The organism is Leifsonia naganoensis, from assembly GCF_013410615.1.
GTDB lineage: Bacteria > Actinomycetota > Actinomycetes > Actinomycetales > Microbacteriaceae > Leifsonia > Leifsonia aquatica.
In genome coordinates this window covers 1,970,156-1,991,670 of the sequence record NZ_JACCHJ010000001.1, presented here as the reverse complement: position 1 = coordinate 1,991,670, position 21,515 = coordinate 1,970,156, and the positions used below count along the sequence as shown (strand labels likewise).

The following is a 21,515-nucleotide window of genomic DNA, read 5'->3' as shown; positions in this document are numbered from 1 at the left end:
TTCCGACACCCGGTCGGCGCGGCGGGTCCAGCTGGACGAGGAAGGCGACGCCCATGGCCACGGATCCCTCCGGCGCGGCCTCCCCGCAGCCGCATCCCGACCGCCCGCATTCCGCGCCCACGCTGACCCAGGTGGCCGAGCGCGCCGGCGTCAGCCTGAAGACCGCCTCCCGCGCCGTCAACGGCGAGCCGCGCGTCGCCGAGGCCACCCGCGAGCGCGTGCTCGACGCCGCGCACCAGCTCGGCTTCCAGCTCAACCGCGCGGCCAGCCTCCTGGCCCGCGGCCTCACCTCGAACCTCGTCGGACTCATCACCGGCGACCTCGCCAACCCGTTCTACTCGGCCGTGGCGAAGGGCGTCGAGCAGGAGCTGCGCTCGCACGGGATGCAGCTCACCGTCGCCAGCTCGGACGAGGAGCCCGCGCGCGAACGCGGTCTGATCGGGGAATTCGTCGACCGTCAGGTGCGCGCGCTCATCCTCGTCTCCACCATCACCGACCACAGCGATCTGTCGAGTGTGCAGTCCCGCGGCATCCCCGTCGTCTTCGTCGACCGCCCGGGCGTCGGCATCGACGCCGACTCGGTGCTGCTCGACAACCGGCGCGGGGCGCGGGATGCGGTGGAGCACCTCCTCGCCGCCGGCCACACCTCCATCGGCTTCATCGGCGACCTCTCGCGCCTCGACACGCACCGTGAGCGCTTCGCCGGCTTCGAGGACGCCATGCGCGCCGCCTCCCTCGACCCCGGGCGCTGGGTGCGCCACGACGCCCACGACGTGCAGGCCGCCCTGGACGAGGCGCGCGACCTGCTCACACAGTCCGACGCGCCGACCGCGCTCTTCACCAGCAACAACCGCATCACGATCGGCGCCCTGCGCGCCATGATCGAGCTCGACGTGTGGCCCGCACTGGTCGGCTTCGACGACTTCGAGCTCGCCGACGTGCTGGGCGTCACCGTCGTCGCGCACGACCCGGTGGAGATGGGGCGCACGGCCGCGCGGCTCGCGCTCGGTGCGATGGACCGCCGCCACGAAGGCCCATCCGGCATCGTGCTGCCGACCCGCCTGGTGCAGCGCGGCTCGGGCGAGCGGCTGCCGCGCGGCTGAAGCGCGGGAGTGCGGGTGCGCGGGCTGACACGCTAGCGCTAGCCATCTAGTGGTCACGACATGCCGCCACCCCCTCACCCAGTGGTCACCGCACCCATCCAGTGGTCGCAACACGCCGTTTGCGCACCTGCCCGGACGGCGCGTCTCGCCAACTAGGTGTGGGCCCCCATCCAGTGGTCACCGCAGCCATCCGGTGGACACCGCACCCATCCAGTGGTCGCCGCACCCATCCAGTGGTCGCAACACGCCGCCAGCGTGGCCGCTCAGGCGGCGTGTTGCGGCAAGTGGATGCGGCCCGCGCCTACGGCAGCGCTGGCGCCGTGACGCACCGGGCGCCGGCGGCCGACCGCTCGAGGAGGTGCGCGACGCCGTACAACGGCGCATCGGCGAGCAGGCGGGAGGGCGCGATGTCGAGCGTCCCGGCCAGCTCGGGCGCACTGGTCTCCAGACCGGCGCGGAAGCCGCGCTCGAGCACATCCCACGAGCGCGAGATGGAGCCGCCGACGACCAGTGCGGTGGCGCCGAAAGCGGCGAGCCACGGCCCGACGGCCAGCGCGAGCGCCTCCATCCCGGTGTCGAACGCACCCTGGGCGCGCGCATCCCCCGAGCGGGCGCGCGACGCGAGCTCTTTCACGCTGAGCCCGGGATCGGGAGACGCGTAGCGGGCGAGGAGGGCGCGGGTCGAGATCGTGTCCTCCAGATCGCGGCCGTCGAACGGCAGCCGGTGCACCTCGCCGCCGGGAGGGACGTCCGCACGGTCGAACACCAGCGCACCGTCGTCGACGAAGGCCGAGCCGACGCCGGTGCCGAGCGTCACGCACACGAAGCGCGTATGACGGGTCGGCGAGCCGTACCTCCACTCGCCGATGCCGTACGCGCCGGCATCGTGCACGAACCGCACCCGCATGGGCTCCACGCCCAGACGATCGGCGAGGCCCGAGCGGATGTCGACCCCCGCGAGGTGCTCGAACTTGCCGACGCGGGCGTAGTGGCCGATGCCGTGGTCGTAGTCGAACGGGCCGGGCATCGCGAGACCCCAGTCGCGACCTCCCGCATCGATGCCCGCGCCCTCGGCGGCGTCGACGCACGCGGCGGCCCAGGAGTCGAGCACGACGGCGCTGGAAGCGTGGGAGTCGACGGACCGCTCGATCCGGCTCAGCAGGGCCGCGCCGCCGGGCGCCGCGGTGCTGACGGCGGCGGCGGTGACATGGCTCCCGCCGACGTCGACCACCATGTGTTGTCCGCCCTGCGCGACCACCGGCTACCTCCTCGAATCGCGGCCAGCTCTGGGGTGACAGCGCTGTCGCATCGGTAAATCATAGTCATAGGCTGGTCGGGATGCCCGCACGCCCTCCCACCCCAGACCCCGCCGCCGACGCCGGCGCCGCCGAGCCCGACGCGACACCCGCGTGGCCCGGCGCGACGGTCGCGCCCGAGCACTCCGCGGGTTCCGGGTCATGGCGCCGCGAGCCCGACACCGTCGTCCGCCGCACGGGCCGGATGCCGGCCGGCGCTGCCGAGGGCTCGATCATCCGCGCGGAGTCCGAGGTGCCCTCTGGGCCCTTGGAGTGGGAGTCGCACGCGCATCCCCTGCACGAGCTCGTCTGGGTGCGCGGCGGCACGATGACCACGCGCGTCGGAGGCCGGGTCTTCACGGTGTCGGAGGGCTCCGGACTCTGGCTGCCCGCGGGCGCAGAGCACGCCGGCCGGCTCACCGCCGGGGTGGAGTTCTTCGACGCCTTCTTCGCCCCCGAGTGCACCCCGGTCGCGTTCGACGGCCCGACGGTGATCGCGATGTCGCCGCTGCTGGAGTCGCTGCTCACCCACCTGGCGCGCACCGACCTCGACGCGGCGGCTCGCGCGCGGGCCGAGGCGGTCGTCTTCGACGTGCTCGCACCCGCCGAGCAGCCGCTGGCCCTGCGGGTCCCCGGGGACTCCCGCATCGACGCCATCGCCGAGGCCCTGCTCGCCGATCCGGCCGACGACCGCGGACTCGAGGAATGGGCACGGCAGCTGGGCCTGAGCGAGCGGACGATCACGCGTGCGTTCCGCCAGACCACCGGCCTGTCGTTCGTGCAGTGGCGGCAGGCACTGCGGGTGCACCAGGCGCTCGCGCTGCTGGCGGAGGGATGGGACGTGCAGCAGACCTCCGAGCGCCTCGGGTACGCCCAGCCCAGCACGTTCATCGCCGCGTTCCGCCGCGTGATGGGCACCACCCCCGGCGCGTACGCGGGGACGCCGCAGCCGGATACTGTCCGGAAGCCCGTATCCACTGTCCTTAGGTCTGGATTGCAGACAGTCGCGGTCGAACATATTCTGACTTAGGCAATCCTTACCTAACCTCCCGAGGATTCCGCACCGACGCCCCCACTCCACCCGGACGAGATCCCCTATGCCCAGCACACCTCCCCCGCGCGCCGCCACAGGCCTCAGCGGGGAGCGGCTCGTCCTGCGGTTCGGCGCGACCACGGTCGTCGACGGGGTGTCGATCACCCTCGAGCCGGGCCGGGTCACCGCGCTCGTCGGGCCCAACGGCAGCGGCAAGTCGACCCTGCTGCGCTCGCTCGCGCGCCTGCATCGTGCCGCGGAAGGCGCCGTCAACCTGCGCGACACCGCCGGCACCGACCGCCGCGCCGCCCTCCTCAGCCCCCGCCAGTTCGCCCGGGAGGTCACCCTGTTCTCGCAGTCCCGGCCGGCACCGCAGGGGCTCACTGTGCAGGAGGTCGTGGCCTTCGGGCGGCACCCCTACCGCCGCGGTTTCTCCGGTCTGTCCGCCGACGACCGCCGCGCTATCGACCACGCGATGCACGCGACCGGCGTGACCGACATGGCCGGCCGTGCCGCCGGCGAGCTCTCCGGCGGTGAGGTGCAGCGCGTCTGGCTCGCGGCCTGCCTCGCCCAGGAGACCGGCGTGGTACTGCTCGACGAGCCCACCAACCACCTGGACCTGCGCTACCAGATCGAGACGCTCGACCTCGTGCGCGACCTGGCCGACGAGCACGGCGCAGCCGTCGGGATCGTGCTGCACGACCTCGACCATGCCGCCCGCATCGCCGACTCGCTCCTCCTCATGCGCCACGGCCGCATCCACGCCGCCGGCCACCCGCACGACGTCCTCACCGCGGAGAACATCGGCGAGGTCTACGACCTGCGCGTCGAGGTGGAGGTCGACCCGCGGTCAGGTCGCCTGCGCATCGACCCGGTCGGTCGCCACGCCGCGCGACCGGCCCGCCCCGCACCGTCCCCCGCATCCCCCATCAGAGAGGACCACCCATGATCCGAGCCCACCGACTCGCGACCGTCGCGGCCACCGTCGCCGCCGTCGCACTCACCCTCACCGCCTGCGGCACCACGGCCGTCAGCGAGGCGAGCACCGCCGCCCCGAAGGCGACCTCGCAGGCGTGCGCCGACGACACGACCGCCACCTCCACCGGCCCGGTGACCATCACCGACGGCGTCGGCCGCACGGTGAAGCTGGACGCGCCGGCCAAGCGGGTCGCCGTGCTCGAGTGGCAGCAGATCGAGGACGCCCTGACGCTGTGCGTCGGCCCGGTCGCGGTCGCCGACCCCGACGGCTACACCACCTACGTGAGCGCCGAGAAGCTGCCGAAGGGCGTCGTCAACGCCGGCGAGCGTGGCGAGCCCGACCTCGACGCCCTCTACGGCGCCAAGCCGGACCTCATCATCGTCGAGGGCTTCAAGGCGGACGACGAGATCGTGACCCAGCTCGAGAAGCGCGACGTGCCGGTGCTCGTCACCCTGGGCGCGAACGCCGCCGACCCGATCGGCAACATGAAGAGCGTCTTCACGATGATCGCGAAGGCCACCGGCCGCACCCAGCGCGCCGACGTCGTCCTGAAGCAGTTCGACGAGCACCTCGCCGCGGCCAAGAAGAAGGTCGAGAACGTCGACCTCCCGACGAAGAGCTTCCTCTTCTTCGACGGCTGGATCGAGAGCGGCAACGTCGCGATCCGCCCCTACGGCAAGGGCGCGCTCTTCACCGCGCTCGGCGAGCAGCTCGGGATGACCTCGGCCTGGACCGACGAGATCGACAAGGCGTATGGCAACGGCGGCGTCGACCCGGCGTACGGCCTCGCCCAGACCGACATCGAGGGTCTCACCGCGGTCGGTGACGCGAACCTGTTCTACTCGGACGACAAGACGCCCGACAGTTACGTGACCGAGCTCGACAAGAGCGCGATCTGGACCTCCCTCCCCGCCGTGAAGGAGGGGCGCGCGCACGCGTTCCCCGCCGGCGTGTGGGGCGCGGGCGGCCCGCTCTCGAACGAGCAGGCGATCGACGCCTACGTCGACGCGCTGACCCAGAGCTGACCGCGCGGTGAGCACCTCCCGGATCGCAGCGACCGGGCCGCGCCCGATCGCCGATACCGGGCTCCGCGGCGGGGCGGGCGGGGCGGCCGTGCTGGTCGCCCTGCTCGTCGCCGTCGCCCTGGTCGGGATGTGGCACGTGACGCAGGGCACGTCGGGGATCGGGATGTGGGACCTCCTGCGCTACGCCGCCGGCGCGCAGGAGACGGTCGGCGGCGTGCCGGTCGCCGACGTGCTGACCGGCTCCCGCCTCCCCCGGTTGCTCGCGGGCATCGCGGTCGGCATCGCGCTCGGCGCGGCCGGTGCGCTGCTGCAATCGGTGACGCGCAACGTGCTCGCCTCGCCGGACACGCTGGCCGTCAGCGCCGGCTCGTACTTCGCCCTCTCGGCGGTCGCTGCGTTCGGGCTGTCCGTGCCGCTCTGGGCGTCGGGAGGCGTCGCGTTCGTCGGCGGCCTGGCCGCGGCCGCGCTCGTGCTCGGGGTGGCGGGCCGCGGCGCCGGGACGGGCACCACCCGGCTCATCCTCGCCGGTTCGGCCATCGCGATGGCGCTGGATGCGGCCACCGCGATGCTCCTCATCCTCTTCAAGGAGCGCACCACCGGGCTGTTCGCCTGGGGCAGCGGCTCCCTCGCCCAGCTCAACCTCGACGCGTCGACGCGTGCCATCCCGCTGATCGTCGCCGTCGTCGCCCTCGTCATGCTGCTCTCCCGCCGCCTCGACGTGCTGCGGCTCGGGGATGACACCGCCTCCTCCCTCGGCGTCCCCATCCGATCGACCCGCCTGCTCGCGGTCGTGAGCGCGGTGCTGCTGACGGCCGTCGCCGTGACCGTCGCCGGCCCGATCGCCTTCGTCGGGCTCGGCGCGCCGGTGCTGACCCGTCTCGTCGCCGCGCGGGTGCCGTCGCTCAACCGGCACATGCTGCTCATCCCCGCCTCCGGCCTGATGGGTGCGCTGCTCATCCTGCTCGCCGACGCCACGCTGCGCGCGATCCTCGGTGCCGAGGCCGCCGCCTCCATCCCCACGGGCATCCCGACCGCCGTCCTCGGCGCGGTGATCATCGTGGCGCTGGCGATGCGGCTGCGCGACTCGGGATCGGTGCGTCAGCCGCCCGGCGCGCGCATCGCCGTGCGCTCCCGCCGCCGGTTCGTCATCGTGCTCGTGGTCGCCGGCGTGCTGCTCGCCGTCGCGGCCGTGGTCGGGATGCTGGCCGGGAGCCTCTGGCTGCGCACCGGCGACATCGCGCTCTGGCTGCAGGGCGGAGCCCCCGACCTCGTGGCCCGCGCGCTGGACGAGCGCCTCCCGCGCATCCTGGCCGCCGCCCTCGCCGGAGCCGCCCTCGCCCTGGCCGGCTGCGTCGTGCAGAGCACCGTGCGCAATCCGCTTGCCGAACCCGGCATCCTCGGCATCACCGCCGGGGCGGGACTCGGCGCGGTCATCGTCGTGACGTCCGGGATGGCCGGCGGCCGCCCGCTGCTCATCGTCATGGCCGTCGTCATGGGCCTCGCCACCTTCGGACTGATCGCCCTGCTCGCCTGGCGCGGCGGCCTCCTGCCCGATCGCTTCGTCCTGGTCGGCATCGGCTGCGGCTACGGCCTCACCGCCATCACCGCGTTCCTGCTGCTGCGCGCCGACCCGTGGCAGACGCCGCGCATCCTCACCTGGCTCTCGGGCACGACCTACGGCCGCACGCTGCCCGACGTGGCGCCGGTCGCCATCGCGCTCCTGATCGCCGTGCCCGTGCTGTTCGGGATGCGGCGCCGCCTCGACCTGCTCGCCGTCGACGAGGACACCCCGCGCATCCTCGGCCTCCGCCTGGAGCGCACCCGCGTGACGGTCCTCGCCATCGCCGCCGTGCTCGCCGCCGTGAGCGTCGTGGCAGTCGGCGTGGTCGGCTTCGTCGGCCTCATCGCCCCGCACCTCGCGCGCGGGCTGGTCGGAGCGCGCCACGGCCGCACCATCCCCGTCGCCATGCTCCTCGGCGCCCTGCTGGTCTGCGTCGCCGACACCCTCGGCCGCACCCTCATCGCGCCGTCGCAGCTGCCCGCTGGTCTGATGATCGCCCTCGTCGGGGCGCCCTACTTCGTCTGGCTGCTGCGGCGGTCGCGGGCGTAGACCCCTCCCTTCCCTCCAACCGTTCCGGACTTCTGTACGCAACACGCCGAGCGGCACGGTGCAGAACTCCGGAAGGGATGGCATCCGAACCGGGTGCGCGACGACGACGACCGGAGTAGCCTCCCGGACACAGGGCCCGACGACGAGGGAGCAACCCATGACGAAGTTCCTGATCTCCTTCCCCAGCGGGGCGATGACGTTCCCGGCGGAGGAGCTGCAAGCGGTGTCCGACGCCTCGCACGCGGTCATGCGCGAAGCGAAGGAGGTCGGCGTCTACGTCTTCGGCGGCGGAATCGACGAAAACGTCGACCCGGTCCTGGTGGACGGCGACGGCAACGTCACCTCCGGCACCTACCCGCAGACCGGGCAGATGAAGGGAGGCTTCTGCGTGCTCGAGCTGCCGTCACGAGAGGCCGCGCTCGAGTGGGGCGCGAAGATCGCCACCTCGTGCCGGTGCGCGCAGGAGGTGCGCGAGTTCATGTACGACCCGGAGTCGTAGCCCTCAGCGGTCGACCGCCGTCCCGTCGCCGTCCGCCGATTCGCTCACCGTCGCGCGGTCCCGGAGGACGACCGCCGTCCGCCCCTCCCGCAATGCCGCGTCGTAGAACGCCCAGGAGGCGACGATGTCGTCGGGCGGGCTGTCTCCGTCGTGGACCGCTCGAGCGATCGCGTTCGCGTAGATGTCGCGCATCTCCTCAGCGACTCGTTCGAACGGCATCGACACGCACCCCCGCCCTTCCATCCCCATGCATTCGTATAGTTTCCGTGCGCGGCTGACGGCGGGGCAAGCCCGCAATCAGGGCTGATTCCGGCGCGCTCACACGGTGTGCGACGCGACCAGCCGCCGAGCCAGTTCGTCGGCGGCGGAGATCAGCTCCTCCGGTCCGACGACGCGGAACGGGGCGTCGAACCGCAGCACCGACGCCAGCAGGCCAGTCCACGACCACGACCCGAGCGTGACGAGCGTCGTCCGCTCCGACAGCGCCGCGGCCTCGCAGTCGCCGACCCAGGGCGCGACCTCCCGCAGCGGCAGGTCGAGCTCGACGCGGCCGACGCAGGGCCAGCGGTCCGCGTCCGTCGAGCCCTTGAACCGGGCCGAGAGGAAGGTGTCGACGTCGCCGGTCGGCACGGGTCGCGGTGCGAACGACGGGCCGGGCGGGATGCGCGGGGCCAGCCTGTCCAGGCGGAAGATCCGCCAGTCGTCGCGGTCGACGTCCCAGGCCACGAGGTACCAGAAGCCGTCGCGGGCGACCAGGCCGTGCGGTTCCGCCCGGCGCGGCGGAGCCTCCCCCTGCCCGTCGCCGTAGTCGAACCGGAGCGTGCGGTGCAGGCGCACGTGCTCGCTGACCGTCTCGAGCACGGCGGGGTCGACCCGCACCGCGGCGCTCGCACCGGTGAAGCGCACGCCGTCGATCCGGTGCCGCAGCCGCGACGGCATCACCTGCCGCACCGTGAGCAGCGCCCGTTCGGCGGCCTCGGCGATGTCGGCGCCGCTCGCGGGCGCGTTCTGCAGGGCGACGGCGATCGCGACGGCCTGCTCGTCGTCGAGCAGCAGCGGCGGGAGCTCAGAACCGGCGGCCAGCCGGTAGCCGCCGTCCGGACCCATCACGGCATCGATGCGGTAGCCCAGCTCCCGGAGCCGGTCGACGTCGCGACGGACGGTCCGCGTGGTGACGTCGAGCCGCTCGGCGAGGGCGCCGCCCGGCCAGTCGCGGCGCGTCTGGAGGAGCGACAGCAGCGCGAGCAGCCGTGACGAGGTCCCGATCATGCGTCCATTCTGCTCGCAGTCGAGGACTCGATCTGTCCTCCACTGCTGTGACCATCGGTTCTGCGGCCGATGGCGCCGCGATCACATCGACCAGGAGGACTCATGCTCACGACCACCACCCACCTCAACTTCCCCGGCACGGCGCGGGCCGCGCTCGACTTCTACCAGGGCGTCTTCGGCGGCGACGTCTTCGCCACCACCTACGGCGAGCTCGGGATGCCGGCCGAGCTCCCCGACGCCGGCAGGGTCGTCTTCGGCACGCTGCAGGCGGAGAACGGCTTCCGCGTCATGGCGTACGACATCCCGGGCCGCACCGACGCCTTCGCGGGCGGGACCCGCCGCGAGAACGGTGCCACGATCACGGACCAGCCGTTCTTCATCTCCGTCCGCGCCGGCAGCCTCGACGAGGCGACCGGCTACTGGGACGGGCTGGCGGAGGGCGCGAGCATCGTCGAGCCCCTCGCGGCCTCCGCGTGGAGCGCCGGCTTCGGGATGCTGACCGACCGGTTCGGCGTCACCTGGGTCGTCGACGTCGAGGCGCCGGCTGCGAGCTGACCGCGGGCGCCCGGGCGCTCAGCTCGACGGGCGCCCGGGCGCCTGCGCCTCGTCGAGCCGCACGTCATCGAGGAAGGCGCGCACGATCGTCGCGATCAACTCGGGCCGTTCGGCCACGAGACCGTGCGTCGCGCCCGGCACGATCGCCAGCTGCGCGCCCGGGATGGACGAGGCGATCAGGAGGCTGTGGTCGGGCCGGATGGTGTCGCGGTCGCCCGACATCACGAGCGTGCGCGCGGTGATGCGGCCGAGGTCGGCCGGATCGATGCGCGGTTCGGACGTCCACAGACGGAACAGCTTCGCGAGGACGACATCCGCGTGCTCGGGCCCGTCGGGTGAGAGCCGGTCGTAGTGCATGCGCTCCGAGTCGGGCTCCGGCTCCCCGGCGTCCGCGACGTGCGCGGGCAGCCCGAGCGGCTCGAGCACCACGGCGTCGGCCGCCTCGGGCGAGTGCGTGAAGGCCGACGGGTCGAGATTGGCGCTGATCGCGACGAGCGACCGCACCCGCTCGGGATGCTCCAGCGCGAGCAGCAGGCCGAGGATGGCGCCGTCGCTGTACCCGATGATGTCGGCCCGCTCGATCCCCTTCGCGTCGAGGTACGCGACCGTCTCGGCGAGCCCGCGCTCGTAGCTGTACTCGCCCTCCACGTCCGCCGAGCGACCGTGGCCCGGCCGCTCGAAGGCGAAGACGCGGTGGTCGGCGACGAGCGCGTCGCTCTGCGCCCGCAACGATTCGAGCGAGCAGAACCCGCCGTGCAGCAGGACGACGGGGTCGCCGGCGCCGGCGACCTCCTCGTAGACGTCGATGTCGGCGATGCGAAGGTGCGGCATCGCCCCAGCCTAGGCGGCTTCGACCGGACGGTAGCGGGACAGCCAGACGTGCGAGCCGCACCGGCCGGTGCCGATGTAGCCGCCCGTCCCCGCCCAGTAGACGTCGGACATGCCGTAGCCCAGCTCGACGTGGCCGGTCACCACGACCCGGCGGTGATCGCTCCTCCGCTCCCAGAGGGACCCGACGATGATGGATTCGGAACCGGCAGCCATACCGCCAGGCTCGCACGGCGGCGAGCCGCGGGCAGTGGAATCGTCGCCAAGTTAAGTACCTCCGGGCACGACACTCAGATCTCGCGGAGGACTCTCGCGGGGTTGCCGACCGCGACCACGTTCGCCGGGACGTCACGGGTGACGACCGAGCCGGCCCCGATCACACTGTTGTCGCCGATCGTGACGCCGGGGCAGACGATCGCGCCGCCGCCCAGCCAGACGTTGTCGCCGATGACGATCGGCTCCGCCGCCTCCAGCTTGTCGCGGCGCGGTTGCGGGTCGACCGGGTGCGTGGGGGTCAGCAGCTGGACGTTGGGGCCGATCTGGCAGTCCTCGCCGATCGTGATGCTCGCCACGTCGAGCGCGACGAGGTTGTAGTTGACGAAGGTGCGGGCGCCGACGGTGATGTGCGCGCCGTAGTCGACGAACAGCGGAGGCTTGACGAACGCATCCTCGCCCAGGGCTCCGAGGAGGTCCTCGAGGATCGCGCGGGCCCCGTCGTCACCGGCGATGTAGGCGCGGTGGTAGGCGTCGGCGAGCTGCGCCCCGTGGAGGGCGAGGCGCTCGCTCTCCGGGTCGTCCGAGATGTAGAGGTCACCGGCGAGCATGCGCTCACGGTTGGTGCGGGGGTCGCCGGCGAAGTAGTCGTGACTCATGTGTACGATCGTACATTGCGGGTGAACCCGTGCATGCAGCGAATGCTCAGGCCGCCCCGCCCGCGACCCGGTCGATCGCGGCGCGCACCGCCGAGGCGTCGTACGGCTCGACATCCAGCGCCCGGTGCAGCGTCATCCCCTCGACGAGTGCGTCCAGGATGCCCGCCGTCACCGGGTCGAAGAACCGCTCGAGCACGGCGCGGCTCCGACCCATCCAGGCGTTCGTGATGGTCCGGTAACACGGGTCCCGTGCCGCCAGCGTGTACAGCTCCTGCGTCAGCACGAGCTCCCGCGGGGTGCCGAAGACCTCGTGCAGGATGTGGCGGGCGAGCGCCTCCCGAGCCTCGGCGGCCGACGTGCACGCCGCCATGCTCGCGTCGAACCCGGCGCTGAAGGTGCGCGCGAACCGGTCGAACGCCTCGCCGAGCAGGGCATCCATGCCGGTGAAGTGGTAGGTCATCGAGCCCAGGGAGACGTCGGCGGCCTCCGCCACCCGGCGATGCGTCGTGCCCGCGACCCCGCGCTCGGCGATCACATCGAGGCAGGCGTCGATGATCCGGTCGCGCCGGGCGGGGTCGTGGCGCCGCGGTCTGCGCGCCTCGGCAGGGGAGCTGTCGGCCATCCCGCCAGCGTACACATGTACCAATCCGGCGGCCGGACGGTCGATTCCGACCCGTCAACCCCGTTCACAAGGCGGCCCGACCGGCCTACCGTCCGGGTGTAATCGAATCCAAGGAGCGATACCGATGGCCACCACCGCCAAGAAGACCACCAAGACCACCGCGGCCGCCGCGCCCCGCACCTCCCGCCCGCGCGGCGAAGCGGCCGGCGAGCACACCACCCGTCGCGAGAACGCGGAGCACGGCTTCGTCGCACCCGCGTCCCTGGCCGCCGACCTGCAGCGCGTGCTCGTCGACCTGATCGAACTGCACCTGCAGGGCAAGCAGGCGCACTGGAACATCGTCGGGCACAACTTCCGCGACCTGCACCTCCAGCTCGACGAGATCGTCGAGGCGGCACGCGAGTTCAGCGACGACATCGCCGAGCGCATGCGCGCCCTCCACGCCACGCCGGACGGCCGCTCCCGCACGGTCGCCGAGTCCACCACGCTCGACGACTTCCCGAACGGCGAGATCGACACGGCCGTCGCCATCGACCTCATCACCGCGCGTCTGGAGGCCGTGGTCCGCACGATGCGCTCGGTGCACGACGACGTCGACGAGGCCGACCCGACGTCTGCCGACCAGCTCCACGCGATCATCGAGCGCCTCGAGCAGCTCGCCTGGATGGTCAGCGCCGAGAACCGCACGCCGGCCAAGGCCTGAGCCGGCCGCCCGCGGGCCCCTCGATCACGTGTCGAGGGTGTCCCGCGGGCTCTCGCCGAACGTCTCGCGGTAGTAGGTCGCGAACCGCGGGAGATGGCTGAAGCCCCACCGCCTCGCGATCTGCGCCACCGTCGCGCCGTCCGTCCGCTCGCGGCGCTGGAGGTCGGCGCGGGCCGCCTCCAGCCGCATCCGGCGCAGGTAGCGGGTGGGGGTGTCGCCGAACACGCGGCGGAACGCCTCCTGCAGCCCGCGGGCCGACAGACGCGCGGCCTCCGCGATGTCGGCGACGCTGATGGGGTCCGCGACGTTCTCCTCCATGTACGCGATCGCCCGCCGCACGGCCGCGGGGGTCGCGGTCGCCCCGTCGCGCGCAGCGGGCAGGTCGAGCAGGTCGCTGGGGAAGACGGACACCAGTGCGGCGGTCAGGCTGCGGAACAGCGCGTCCCGCACCAGCTCGCTCGAGAACACCTCGGGATCGGCTGCGACGGCGCGGGCATGCGCGGTGGCGGCCGACCAGAGACGGGCGCGCTCCGGAGAGACGGGCGCAGTGTCGGAGAAGCGCACCGGGAGGTCGTCCCGCCCGTAGTGCTGGGCGAGCAGCTCCCGCACCGGACGCTCCTCGAGCTGGGTCACGTCCAGGAGCAGGCGTGCCTCCCACACCGCCTCCGCGGGCGCGACCGGATGGAGGTACGGCTGCGAGGTGTCGAGAACGCGACGGCCCACCGACACCCGGACCGGGAGTGCGGACTCGCCGATGACGAAGGCCGTCTGCGCCTCTATGGCGGCTCGGCCCGACGAGCGCAGGTCGACGCTCACGAGGGAGAAGCGCTCGTCGCTCACGACCGAGAGGTCGCAGCTGAACCGCCTGCTCGCCGGGACGGTCAGCTCGACCCCGCGGTAGACCCCGCGGAGCAGGTCGAGCGCGGCATCCGCATCCGACGTCCGCAGCTGCTCGCGGGTCGTCACGAGACCAGGGCGCGCAAGTGGGCCGCGTATCCGTCGGGCGCCCGGCCCTCGAGACGCGCCGAGGTGAGGACGGGATGCTGCTCGCTCTCGACGACCGGGCGACCGGACGCCCTCACCCGTGCCACGAGGTCGACGTCTTCGCCCACCACGAGCGGCAGCACGCCGCCGACCGCCACGTAGGCGCTGGCGCGCACCCCGAGGTTGGCGCCGTGGACGTGCCCCAGGGTCGCGCCCGGCGGATGGCTGCGCGTCCAGGCGTGGCGTCGGGCCGCGTCCAGGTCGTCCAGGCGCGGAACGACCGCGCCGACGAAGAGGTCCGCGCTCTCGGCGGCCGCCAGATGCGCCTGCAGCCACCTGCGCGGGACCACGGTGTCGGCGTCGGTGAAGGCGATCCAGGTGCGCTCCGGCGCAGACGCGGCCTGCGCCAGGCCGGCCGCGACGCCGTCCTGCCGCGCTCGGCCGACGTTGCCGTGGTCGCGCTCGACGATCAGCACTCCGGCGAAGCCCCGGGCGATCTCGGCCGAGGCGTCCACGCAGCCGTCGAGGACGACCACCACGGTCACCGGCACCTCCACGTGCGCGGAGGCGACGAGCACCGACTCGAGGCAGGCCGCCAGCGTCTCCTCCTCGTCGCGCGCGGGCACGGCGACGATCACATGCTCGACGGTCATCGGTAGACCTCCAGCCGGAACGACTCGTCGACATGGCCGACGAGCCGGCGCAGGCCCGACTGTGCGGCGAAACGCTCATGCGCCTCCGCACCCGTCTGCGCGAAGTCGTCCGCGATGCCGGACCAGTGGCACAGCAGCACCGCGCCGCCGGGTGCGAGGGAGGCGGCGATTCGCTCGATCGTCGCCGTCCACTGGTCGGCCGCGAGGTAGTAGGCCAGTTCGGAGACGACCACCAGGTCGAAGGCCCCGCCAGGCCACTCGCCGGGCACCCGCATCCGCTCGACGCGGACGGTGGGGAGTTCCGCCGTGCGACGGGAGGCGAGCTCGACGGCGGCGGCGGAGGCGTCGATCCCCAGCACGGAGTCGCACCGCTCGGCGAGCGCGGCCGAGAGCTCGCCGTTGGAGCAGCCGAGCTCGAGGGCACGGCCGTAGCGTTCCGCCGGCAGGGAGGCGAGCGTCAGGGCGCGCTTGCGCCGCTCGTACCAGCGGGTGCGCACCGACCAGGGGTCCGCGCTGGCGCGGTGCAGCCGCTCGAAGTGCTCGCCGAGCGGATCTTGCTGCGGCTCGATCAGCAGCTCCCGCCCTGCGGTCGCACGCTCGACGAGACCCGCGGCGAGGACACCGGACGGGTTGGCGGGCGAGTGCAGCTGCGACGGGAACGCGGCGAGCGCCGCCCCCTTGCGTTCGCGGGCCTCCCCGGTCAGCTCGACCTCCGCTGCACGCGACCAGGGGAGGTCGTCGGGCGTCCCCCACTGCCAGAGCCAGATCGGGTAGTAGCGGAGGGTGTGACCGGCCGCCGCGCACACCTCGGCGGCCTCACGGCCGAGTGTGCGGTGGTCGCCATGGCGGTCGCCCGGCCAGGGCGCGAGCACGAGCCGCCGGGTGCCGTCGGCACGGAGGACCCGCTCCAGGGCGCCGCGCAGGGCGTCCGCCTCGTGCTTGAGCCGGCCGTCGGTCAGGCCGAGCAGGACGGGTCCGGTCGTGACGCCCAGGCGGTCGAGCGCGTCGGCGAGCTCCTCGGCACGGGCCGGCTCGGCGACCGTCGCGACCACCACCGACACGGGGATGCCCGCCTCCGCGCACGAGGCGATCAGACCTCCAGCGCCCAGGGTCTCGTCATCGGGATGCGCGGCGAGCACGGTGACCGCGTCGAACCCGGCCAGCCACTCGGCCGTCCGGCGCGGGACCTCCCGGCGGCGCGCCTCCTCCTCCCACTCCTCGTGCGGCGTCACCGTCACGAGCGGGTCGAAACTCACCACGCGAGCCCGCCTTCGGGCAGGTGACGGGCGAGGGAGGCGTCGTCGCGGCCCCGATGGTACTGGGCCACATAGAGCTCGAGGTCGGCGCAGCGCCGGGCGAGGCTCTCGTCGAACGCGAGGGCGGCCGGTCCGAGCACGTCGCGGGCGGCGGCGAGGGCGAGCACGACGGCGTCGGCCACGGTGCCGCGCACGCCGTGCGCGAGCAGGGCCGCGTCGTCGACCGCTCCGCTGTCGATGCGCGCGGCGGCGTCGCGGAGGGCGAGCCGTCCGGCGTCGAGCGCGCGGTGGAGCTCGCCGGCGCGAGCCGCGCCGAGCTCGTCGTCGGGGCGACGGCGCACCCGCGCCGCCAGCGCCTCCGCGATCGGGAGGCAGCCGCCCCACCAGCAGGCGGCGACCCCGACGGCGCCCCAGCGGAAGCCGGGACGATCCAGGTACCACCCGTCCTCGCCGACCGGCGTGGCGACCGCTCCGTCGAACCGGACGGGACCGCTCACGACCTCCGCGAGCCCGCGGGCGACCCAGTGGGCCGGCTCCGCGGTGACCTCGGCGGCCGTGAGGTCGACCGCGAAGATCCGCCGTTCGCCGGTCAGGGTCGTCGCGGTGACGAGCGCATTGGTCAGCTCGCCGGCGAGCGAGCACCACGCCTTGCGCCCGCGCAGCAGCCAGCCGTCGGCGGTGGGGATCGCCTGCATCACCGCGTCCGGAGCCTCGGCGGCGAACACGCCCCAGGTCGTGCCGCGCTCGGGCGCCGGCTCCCCGGCTTCCGCGAGGATGGCCACGGCGTCGACGTGCGGCTCGAGGACCCGGGCGGCGGTCACGTCGCTCTCGGCGACGCGCGCCAACCGGCGGAGGCGCTCGTCCGTCTGCCCGGCACCCGGCAACGGGAGCAGCGACCCGGGCTCGACGGCGCGGAGAACCGCGAGCATCGGCGCCACGCTGCCTCCCCACGACGACGATGCGGAGAGGAAGCGCGCGAAAGCGGCTCCGTCGGTGGTCACGGCCGCCTGCTGCACTGCCGCCTCAGGGATGGAGTACGACCTTGACACAGCCGTCCTTCTTGTCGCGGAACAGGTCGTACATGCCGGGAGCGTCGTCGATCGAGGCGTGATGGGTGACGAGGTCCTCGGTGCCGAGCGGATCCGACGGATCCTCGACGAGTGGGAGCAGGGTGTCGCGCCAGGAGTGGACGTTGCACTGCCCCATCCGCAGCGAGAGCTGCTTGTCGAACATCTTCATGAGCGGCATCGGGTCGGCGACGCCGGAGTAGACGCCGCTCAGCGAGACCGTGCCGCCGCGCCGGACCGCGTCGATCGCGAGCATCATCGCGGCGAGCCGGTCGACGCCGGCGGTCGTCATGAGCTTCTTGGCGACCGGGTCGGGCAGCAGACCGACCGCCGACTGCGTGAGGGCGGTCGTCGGATTGCCGTGGGCCTCCATCCCGACCGCGTCCACGACGGCGTCCGGACCGCGGCCGTCGGTGGCCTCGCGCAGCCACGAGGCCGCATCGTCGGAGAGGTCGAAGGTGTCGACGCCGTGCCGCTCGGCCATCGCGCGCCGTTCGGGGACGGGGTCGACCGCGACGACCCGGTGACCGAGGTGCACGCCGATCCGGCTCACGAACTGCCCGACCGGCCCGAGGCCGATGACGCCGAGCACGCCGCGCTCCGGGAGGTTCGCGTACTGCACGCCCTGCCAGGCGGTCGGGAGGATGTCGCTGAGGAAGAGGTACCGCTCGTCGGGCAGCTCGGTGCCCACCTTGAGCGCGTTGAAGTCGGCGAGCGGCACGCGCAGGCGCTCGGCCTGGCCGCCGGGCACGGAGCCGTAGAGCTCGGTGTAGCCGTACAGCGCGGCACCCGTGCCCTGGTCGTAGTTCTGCGTCGTCTCGCACTGGGTCGTGAGGCCCAGCCGGCACATGTGGCAGTGCCCGCACGCGATGACGAACGGGATCACCACCCGGTCGCCCACCGTGAGCTCGCGCACCTCGGCGCCGACCTCCTCGACGATCCCCATCGGCTCGTGCCCCAGGATGTCGCCGGCGCTCAGGAACGGCCCGAGGACGTCGTAGAGGTGGAGGTCGGAGCCGCAGATCGCGGACGACGTGATGCGCACGATCACGTCCGTCGGCTCCTGGATGCGCGGGTCGGGGGCGTCGACGACGGCGAGCTTCTTGTTCCCCTGCCAGGTGAGTGCTCTCATGACTCGACAAGTACGCCGTCGCACCGGTCTCCGACAGGGGTTCACAATCGGGGCCATCCGTGGATCAATGACTGCCCAGGGGCATCCGGCACCCGGCAGGAGAGGACCGACGATGACGACGAGACTGAACCGGGCCGCGCTCGAACACGCGCGGGAGCTGATAGGGAAGAGCCGGATCGTGCGCGACGAGCGCGACGACTGGAGCGAGCACGCGCCGAGCGCCGACGACGAGAACGCGTTCATCGACAAGCACGGCTGGGCGAAGTTCGCGCTCTGGCATCTGGGCGAGGACCCGGACGCGTCGGAGGAGACGAAGGGGCGCTACACCTTCCCGTACGGCGACTTCGCGCGCCTGCACCGCTGCGCCGTGATCTCCCTCGAGAGCCGCGCCGCCCAGAACGACCACGACGAGATCGCCCGCGCCGCGAAGAGGCTGCTCGACGAGCTCGACGGCGACTGAGCCAAGGTACCCCTCTCGCCGCGGGAGGAAACCCCCTGGGGAGGGTCCCGACGCGGTGGTTCGCTGGAACCATGCCTCAGAATCAGTACACCTTCGACAACCCAGTCGACCGCTACCCGCACATCGAGCCGCCCGAGAAGCAGGTCTCCGAGCCCGGCCGCGACAGCGAGCTCGACCCGCCCGCCGACCACGGCGAGACCAGCTACGTCGGCAGCGGCCGACTCACCGGTCGCAAGGCGCTGGTGACCGGCGGCGACTCCGGGATCGGCGCAGCTGCCGCCATCGCCTTCGCCCGCGAGGGCGCCGACGTCGCCATCGTGTACCTGCCCGACGAGGAGGTGGACGCCCAGGCGATCGCCGAGCAGATCCGCGCGGCCGACCGGGAGGCGCTGCTGATCCCGGGAGACCTGACCGATCGCGCCTTCTCCGCTGAGGTCGTCAACCGGGTCGTCGACGCCTTCGGCGGCCTCGACATCCTGGTCAACAACGCGGGCAAGCAGATCTTCTGCACCGACCTCGCGGAGCTCCCCGACGACCAGTTCGACCTCACGATGAAGACGAACGTCTACGCGATGTTCTGGCTCACCAAGGACGCCCTCCCGCACCTGAAGCCGGGCGCGACCATCATCAACACGACCTCGGTGCAGGCGTACATGCCGGGCGAACAGCTCGTCGACTATGCGACGACGAAGGCCGCCATCAACGCGTTCACGAAGGCGCTCGCCCAGCAGCTCGCACCGAAGGGCATCCGCGTCAACGCGGTCGCGCCCGGGCCGATCTGGACGCCCCTGCAGCCGAGCGCCGGCCAGCCGCCGGAGGAGCTGCCGGACTTCGGATCCCAGACCCCGATCGGCCGCGCCGGACAGCCGGCCGAGCTCGCACCGGCCTACGTCTTCCTCGCCTCCCCCGAGTCGAGCTACGTGATCGGCGAGACGCTCTCGGTCAACGGAGGGATGCCGACGCCGTAACGATGGCCAGGGCTCTCCCAGGCGGATCATCGACGACTCCCAGCCACCCGCGGGGCGGGATTCCGTAGGTTTGTTGACATGTCCCCGATGAAGAAGTCCTCGAAGGTCTGGATCTCCGTCGCCGCGGGAGTCGTCGTGCTCGGCGTGGCCGGTGCGATCGCCGCGCCGTACGTCTATCGCGACCTGATCGCGGGTCCGGCGGACGCGGTGCCGACGGTCGCGCTCACCACGGACCCGGAGGCGAAGACGACGATCGACACCTCCGACCTCAGCGGGGATTGGCAGGTCGGGGCGTCGTCGTTCGCCGGCTACCGGGTGGACGAGGTGCTCAACGGCGTGAACGTCACGGTCACCGGGCGCACGGCCGACGTCACGGGATCCTTCACCGTCGACAAGCTCACCCTCACGAAGGCGACCGTCACCGTCAAGGTCGCCACGATCGCCACCGACGAGCCCAACCGCGACGATTACTTCCGCTCCACCGCCCTCCAGACCGACACGTACCCCGAGGCGACCTTCGAGCTCACCGAGCCCGTCACGGTCAGCACGCCCGCGTCGGGCGCGTCCCAGACGGTGAAGGCCACCGGCACGCTCACCCTCCACGGGGTGTCGAAGACGGTGACGGCCGACCTCCAGGTGGGCCTGAACGGCAACGGCGGCCAGTTGAGCGGCAGCATCCCGATCACCTTCGCGGACTACGGCGTGACGGCGCCGAGCCTCGGCTTCGTGAAGGTCGAGAAGACCGGGTCCGTGGAGTTCCTGCTCAATCTGGAGAAGGCGGCCGGCTGACTCAGCGCGGGGCCTCGAGCCCCAGCAAGGGGTAGAGGTCCGCGAAACCGCCGTTCAGTCCGCCATCCAGCGCACCGATCCCGTGGCCGCCCGTCGGGAGGCTGACGAACGCGCTGTTGATGCCGGCCGCCCGAGCCAGCTGCGAGGCGCGCAGTGCGACGGCGTGGTAGCCGGGGTCGTCGGCGCACGCCGTGAAGATCGCCGTGGTCCCCGGGAACGAGGACGCCCGCAGCCGGGTGAACGGCTTGGCGCGGTCGTACGCCGCCTGGTCGCCTCCGAACTCGTCGTGGAGGGTCGCATCCGGATGCTCGGCACCCGGGAACTCCTCACCAGAGATGTCGAGGATGTTCGTGAACAGGTCGGGATGGCCGATGCCGAAGGAGAGCGCGCACAGGCCGCCGTTGGAATAGCCCGCGACGGTCCAGAAGCGGTGGTCGTGGGTGACGGCGAGGTTCTTCTCGGCCCACGCCGGAACGTCGCGTGTGATGTAGGTCTCCACGGCTCCGAAGCGCTTGGTGTCGCGGCAGAGGGTGTCGTGCGTCGGATCCCCGAGTTGGTCGGCGACGATCACGATAGGCGCCAATCCGTGATGGGAGGCGGCGAAGCGGTCCAGCACCCCGGCTATCGGCTCAGGGTCGGGGTTTCCCGGCTGCCCCATCATCATCACGACGAGCGGCAGCGTCGGCGGGTGGGCGACGCGGGCGGCGGGCGGCAGGTACAGGCCCGCCTCGCGCGCCCGGAACCCGCTCGCGGTGGGCGGGATGCGGACGGTGCCGACCTCTCCGCGCGCCGGCATGTCGCTCGGCGCACGCCAGTGCTTCCACAGCTCGGTGTCGTAGCGGTGCGCGGCGCTGGTCGGCGGCGTCAGCGCGATCGGCTTGGGGACGGTGATGGCGAGCAGCCCGCCGAGCGTGCGGTTGAGGCCGTAGTTGGCGTTGATCCCGACGGTGGCGGCGGCCAGGAACACGGGGATTCCCACGATCGCGACCACCGTCCGCCAGCGCGGCCGGCTCCCGATGCTCACCGCGCACAAAGCCACTCCGCAGAACGCCGCCGCGAGCCAGGCGTAGTTGCCCGCTCCGAGCGACTCCCCGAACAGGTTGAGCCAGCGGACGCAGACGAGCCACACCACGATCGCCGCCGCGAGGCCGCCGACCGCGGCGAGCGCGACCCTGCGCAGCCAGCGTGCCGACGGGCGTCGCGCGAGGAGCGCGATCAGGATGCCCGCGGCCGCCACGAACAGCAGCACCGGCAACGGGCCGCTCAGCACATCGAGCGACAGCACCCCATCGAACACGCGACGACCCCCGTCA

Annotated in this window: 24 protein-coding genes; 11 read left to right on the top strand and 13 right to left on the bottom strand. The window is 72.7% G+C overall.

Features of this window, described 5'->3' with window-relative positions; genetic code table 11:
- Positions 1 to 53 precede the first annotated feature (53 nt).
- Positions 54 to 1,103, top strand: a complete 1,050-nt coding sequence (locus tag HNR14_RS09725) for a LacI family DNA-binding transcriptional regulator (RefSeq protein ID WP_179700870.1) — start codon at positions 54 to 56, stop codon at positions 1,101 to 1,103.
- A 301-nt stretch (positions 1,104 to 1,404) separates the two neighbouring features.
- Here the strand turns inward: HNR14_RS09725 and HNR14_RS09720 are convergent, their stop codons facing one another.
- A complete protein-coding gene (locus HNR14_RS09720) occupies positions 1,405 to 2,337 on the bottom strand; it encodes an ROK family protein (protein ID WP_179700869.1) in 933 nt (310 codons plus the stop codon).
- A 104-nt stretch (positions 2,338 to 2,441) separates the two neighbouring features.
- On the opposite strand from HNR14_RS09720, the gene HNR14_RS09715 reads away from it, so the two are divergent.
- From HNR14_RS09715 to HNR14_RS09695, 5 genes are all read left to right on the top strand, one after another.
- On the top strand, positions 2,442 to 3,428 hold the full coding sequence (locus tag HNR14_RS09715; RefSeq protein ID WP_218875007.1) for a helix-turn-helix domain-containing protein: 987 nt from the start codon (positions 2,442 to 2,444) through the stop codon (positions 3,426 to 3,428).
- A gap of 67 nt (positions 3,429 to 3,495) precedes the next feature.
- On the top strand, positions 3,496 to 4,380 hold the full coding sequence (locus tag HNR14_RS09710; protein ID WP_021765755.1) for an ABC transporter ATP-binding protein: 885 nt from the start codon (positions 3,496 to 3,498) through the stop codon (positions 4,378 to 4,380).
- Positions 4,377 to 5,435, top strand: a complete 1,059-nt coding sequence (locus tag HNR14_RS09705; RefSeq protein ID WP_179700868.1) for an iron-siderophore ABC transporter substrate-binding protein — start codon at positions 4,377 to 4,379, stop codon at positions 5,433 to 5,435. Before HNR14_RS09710 ends, HNR14_RS09705 begins: the two co-directional genes overlap by 4 nt.
- 7 nt (positions 5,436 to 5,442) lie before the next feature.
- Positions 5,443 to 7,545, top strand: a complete 2,103-nt coding sequence (locus HNR14_RS09700) for a Fe(3+)-hydroxamate ABC transporter permease FhuB (protein WP_179700867.1) — start codon at positions 5,443 to 5,445, stop codon at positions 7,543 to 7,545.
- Positions 7,546 to 7,702: 157 nt separating this feature from the next.
- Entirely contained in the window at positions 7,703 to 8,044 is a 342-nt protein-coding gene (locus HNR14_RS09695; RefSeq protein WP_179700866.1) for a YciI family protein, read from the top strand.
- 3 nt (positions 8,045 to 8,047) lie between these two features.
- Here the strand turns inward: HNR14_RS09695 and HNR14_RS09690 are convergent, their stop codons facing one another.
- Complete coding sequence (locus HNR14_RS09690; RefSeq protein WP_179700865.1) at positions 8,048 to 8,263, bottom strand: hypothetical protein; 216 nt, start codon at positions 8,261 to 8,263, stop codon at positions 8,048 to 8,050.
- 99 nt (positions 8,264 to 8,362) lie between these two features.
- Positions 8,363 to 9,313: a helix-turn-helix transcriptional regulator gene (locus HNR14_RS09685; protein ID WP_179700864.1), complete on the bottom strand. Its 951-nt coding sequence runs from the start codon at positions 9,311 to 9,313 to the stop codon at positions 8,363 to 8,365.
- 102 nt (positions 9,314 to 9,415) lie between these two features.
- On the opposite strand from HNR14_RS09685, the gene HNR14_RS09680 reads away from it, so the two are divergent.
- Positions 9,416 to 9,868, top strand: a complete 453-nt coding sequence (locus HNR14_RS09680; RefSeq protein WP_246311552.1) for a VOC family protein — start codon at positions 9,416 to 9,418, stop codon at positions 9,866 to 9,868.
- 18 nt (positions 9,869 to 9,886) lie between these two features.
- On the opposite strand, the gene HNR14_RS09675 is transcribed toward HNR14_RS09680, so the two are convergent.
- The 4 genes from HNR14_RS09675 to HNR14_RS09660 form a co-directional block, all read right to left on the bottom strand.
- The gene (locus HNR14_RS09675; RefSeq protein WP_179700862.1) at positions 9,887 to 10,699 is read right to left on the bottom strand and encodes an alpha/beta fold hydrolase; all 813 of its coding nucleotides are present in this window, start codon (positions 10,697 to 10,699) and stop codon (positions 9,887 to 9,889) included.
- Between the two features lie 9 nt (positions 10,700 to 10,708).
- On the bottom strand, positions 10,709 to 10,912 hold the full coding sequence (locus tag HNR14_RS09670; RefSeq protein ID WP_021764817.1) for a hypothetical protein: 204 nt from the start codon (positions 10,910 to 10,912) through the stop codon (positions 10,709 to 10,711).
- Between the two features lie 74 nt (positions 10,913 to 10,986).
- Positions 10,987 to 11,568 (bottom strand): sugar O-acetyltransferase, encoded by a 582-nt coding sequence (locus HNR14_RS09665; RefSeq protein ID WP_021764818.1) that lies wholly within the window; start codon positions 11,566 to 11,568, stop codon positions 10,987 to 10,989.
- Between the two features lie 46 nt (positions 11,569 to 11,614).
- Positions 11,615 to 12,190 (bottom strand): TetR/AcrR family transcriptional regulator, encoded by a 576-nt coding sequence (locus HNR14_RS09660; RefSeq protein ID WP_179700861.1) that lies wholly within the window; start codon positions 12,188 to 12,190, stop codon positions 11,615 to 11,617.
- 124 nt (positions 12,191 to 12,314) lie between these two features.
- Here HNR14_RS09660 and HNR14_RS09655 point away from each other — a divergent pair, with 124 nt between their 5' ends.
- Positions 12,315 to 12,893: a Dps family protein gene (locus HNR14_RS09655; protein WP_021764820.1), complete on the top strand. Its 579-nt coding sequence runs from the start codon at positions 12,315 to 12,317 to the stop codon at positions 12,891 to 12,893.
- A 24-nt stretch (positions 12,894 to 12,917) separates the two neighbouring features.
- On the opposite strand, the gene HNR14_RS21360 is transcribed toward HNR14_RS09655, so the two are convergent.
- Genes HNR14_RS21360 through HNR14_RS09630 form a run of 5 tightly spaced genes read right to left on the bottom strand, consistent with a single transcriptional unit; the run spans position 12,918 to position 17,985 of the window.
- Complete coding sequence (locus tag HNR14_RS21360) at positions 12,918 to 13,859, bottom strand: helix-turn-helix domain-containing protein (protein ID WP_179700860.1); 942 nt, start codon at positions 13,857 to 13,859, stop codon at positions 12,918 to 12,920.
- Entirely contained in the window at positions 13,856 to 14,530 is a 675-nt protein-coding gene (locus HNR14_RS09645; RefSeq protein ID WP_179700859.1) for a glycosyltransferase family 2 protein, read from the bottom strand. Before HNR14_RS09645 ends, HNR14_RS21360 begins: the two co-directional genes overlap by 4 nt.
- Positions 14,527 to 15,789 carry a PIG-L family deacetylase gene (locus HNR14_RS09640; RefSeq protein WP_179700858.1) on the bottom strand — a complete coding sequence of 421 codons (1,263 nt, stop codon included), beginning with the start codon at positions 15,787 to 15,789 and terminating at the stop codon, positions 14,527 to 14,529. The genes HNR14_RS09645 and HNR14_RS09640 overlap by 4 nt, the downstream gene beginning before the upstream one ends.
- A complete protein-coding gene (locus tag HNR14_RS09635) occupies positions 15,783 to 16,787 on the bottom strand; it encodes an acyl-CoA dehydrogenase family protein (protein WP_343064450.1) in 1,005 nt (334 codons plus the stop codon). The genes HNR14_RS09640 and HNR14_RS09635 overlap by 7 nt, the downstream gene beginning before the upstream one ends.
- A gap of 22 nt (positions 16,788 to 16,809) precedes the next feature.
- Positions 16,810 to 17,985: an alcohol dehydrogenase catalytic domain-containing protein gene (locus HNR14_RS09630; RefSeq protein ID WP_179700857.1), complete on the bottom strand. Its 1,176-nt coding sequence runs from the start codon at positions 17,983 to 17,985 to the stop codon at positions 16,810 to 16,812.
- Positions 17,986 to 18,097: 112 nt separating this feature from the next.
- On the opposite strand from HNR14_RS09630, the gene HNR14_RS09625 reads away from it, so the two are divergent.
- The 3 genes from HNR14_RS09625 to HNR14_RS09615 all read left to right on the top strand — a co-directional run bounded on the left by HNR14_RS09625 (position 18,098) and on the right by HNR14_RS09615 (position 20,202).
- The gene (locus tag HNR14_RS09625) at positions 18,098 to 18,445 is read left to right on the top strand and encodes a hypothetical protein (protein ID WP_179700856.1); all 348 of its coding nucleotides are present in this window, start codon (positions 18,098 to 18,100) and stop codon (positions 18,443 to 18,445) included.
- Positions 18,446 to 18,516: 71 nt separating this feature from the next.
- Positions 18,517 to 19,413: an SDR family oxidoreductase gene (locus tag HNR14_RS09620; protein WP_179700855.1), complete on the top strand. Its 897-nt coding sequence runs from the start codon at positions 18,517 to 18,519 to the stop codon at positions 19,411 to 19,413.
- A gap of 78 nt (positions 19,414 to 19,491) precedes the next feature.
- Positions 19,492 to 20,202, top strand: coding sequence for a YceI family protein (locus HNR14_RS09615; RefSeq protein ID WP_343064449.1), 711 nt, complete (start codon positions 19,492 to 19,494; stop codon positions 20,200 to 20,202).
- A 1-nt stretch (position 20,203) separates the two neighbouring features.
- Here the strand turns inward: HNR14_RS09615 and HNR14_RS09610 are convergent, their stop codons facing one another.
- Positions 20,204 to 21,499 carry an alpha/beta hydrolase-fold protein gene (locus HNR14_RS09610; RefSeq protein WP_179700854.1) on the bottom strand — a complete coding sequence of 432 codons (1,296 nt, stop codon included), beginning with the start codon at positions 21,497 to 21,499 and terminating at the stop codon, positions 20,204 to 20,206.
- Between the last annotated feature and the right edge of the window lie 16 nt (positions 21,500 to 21,515).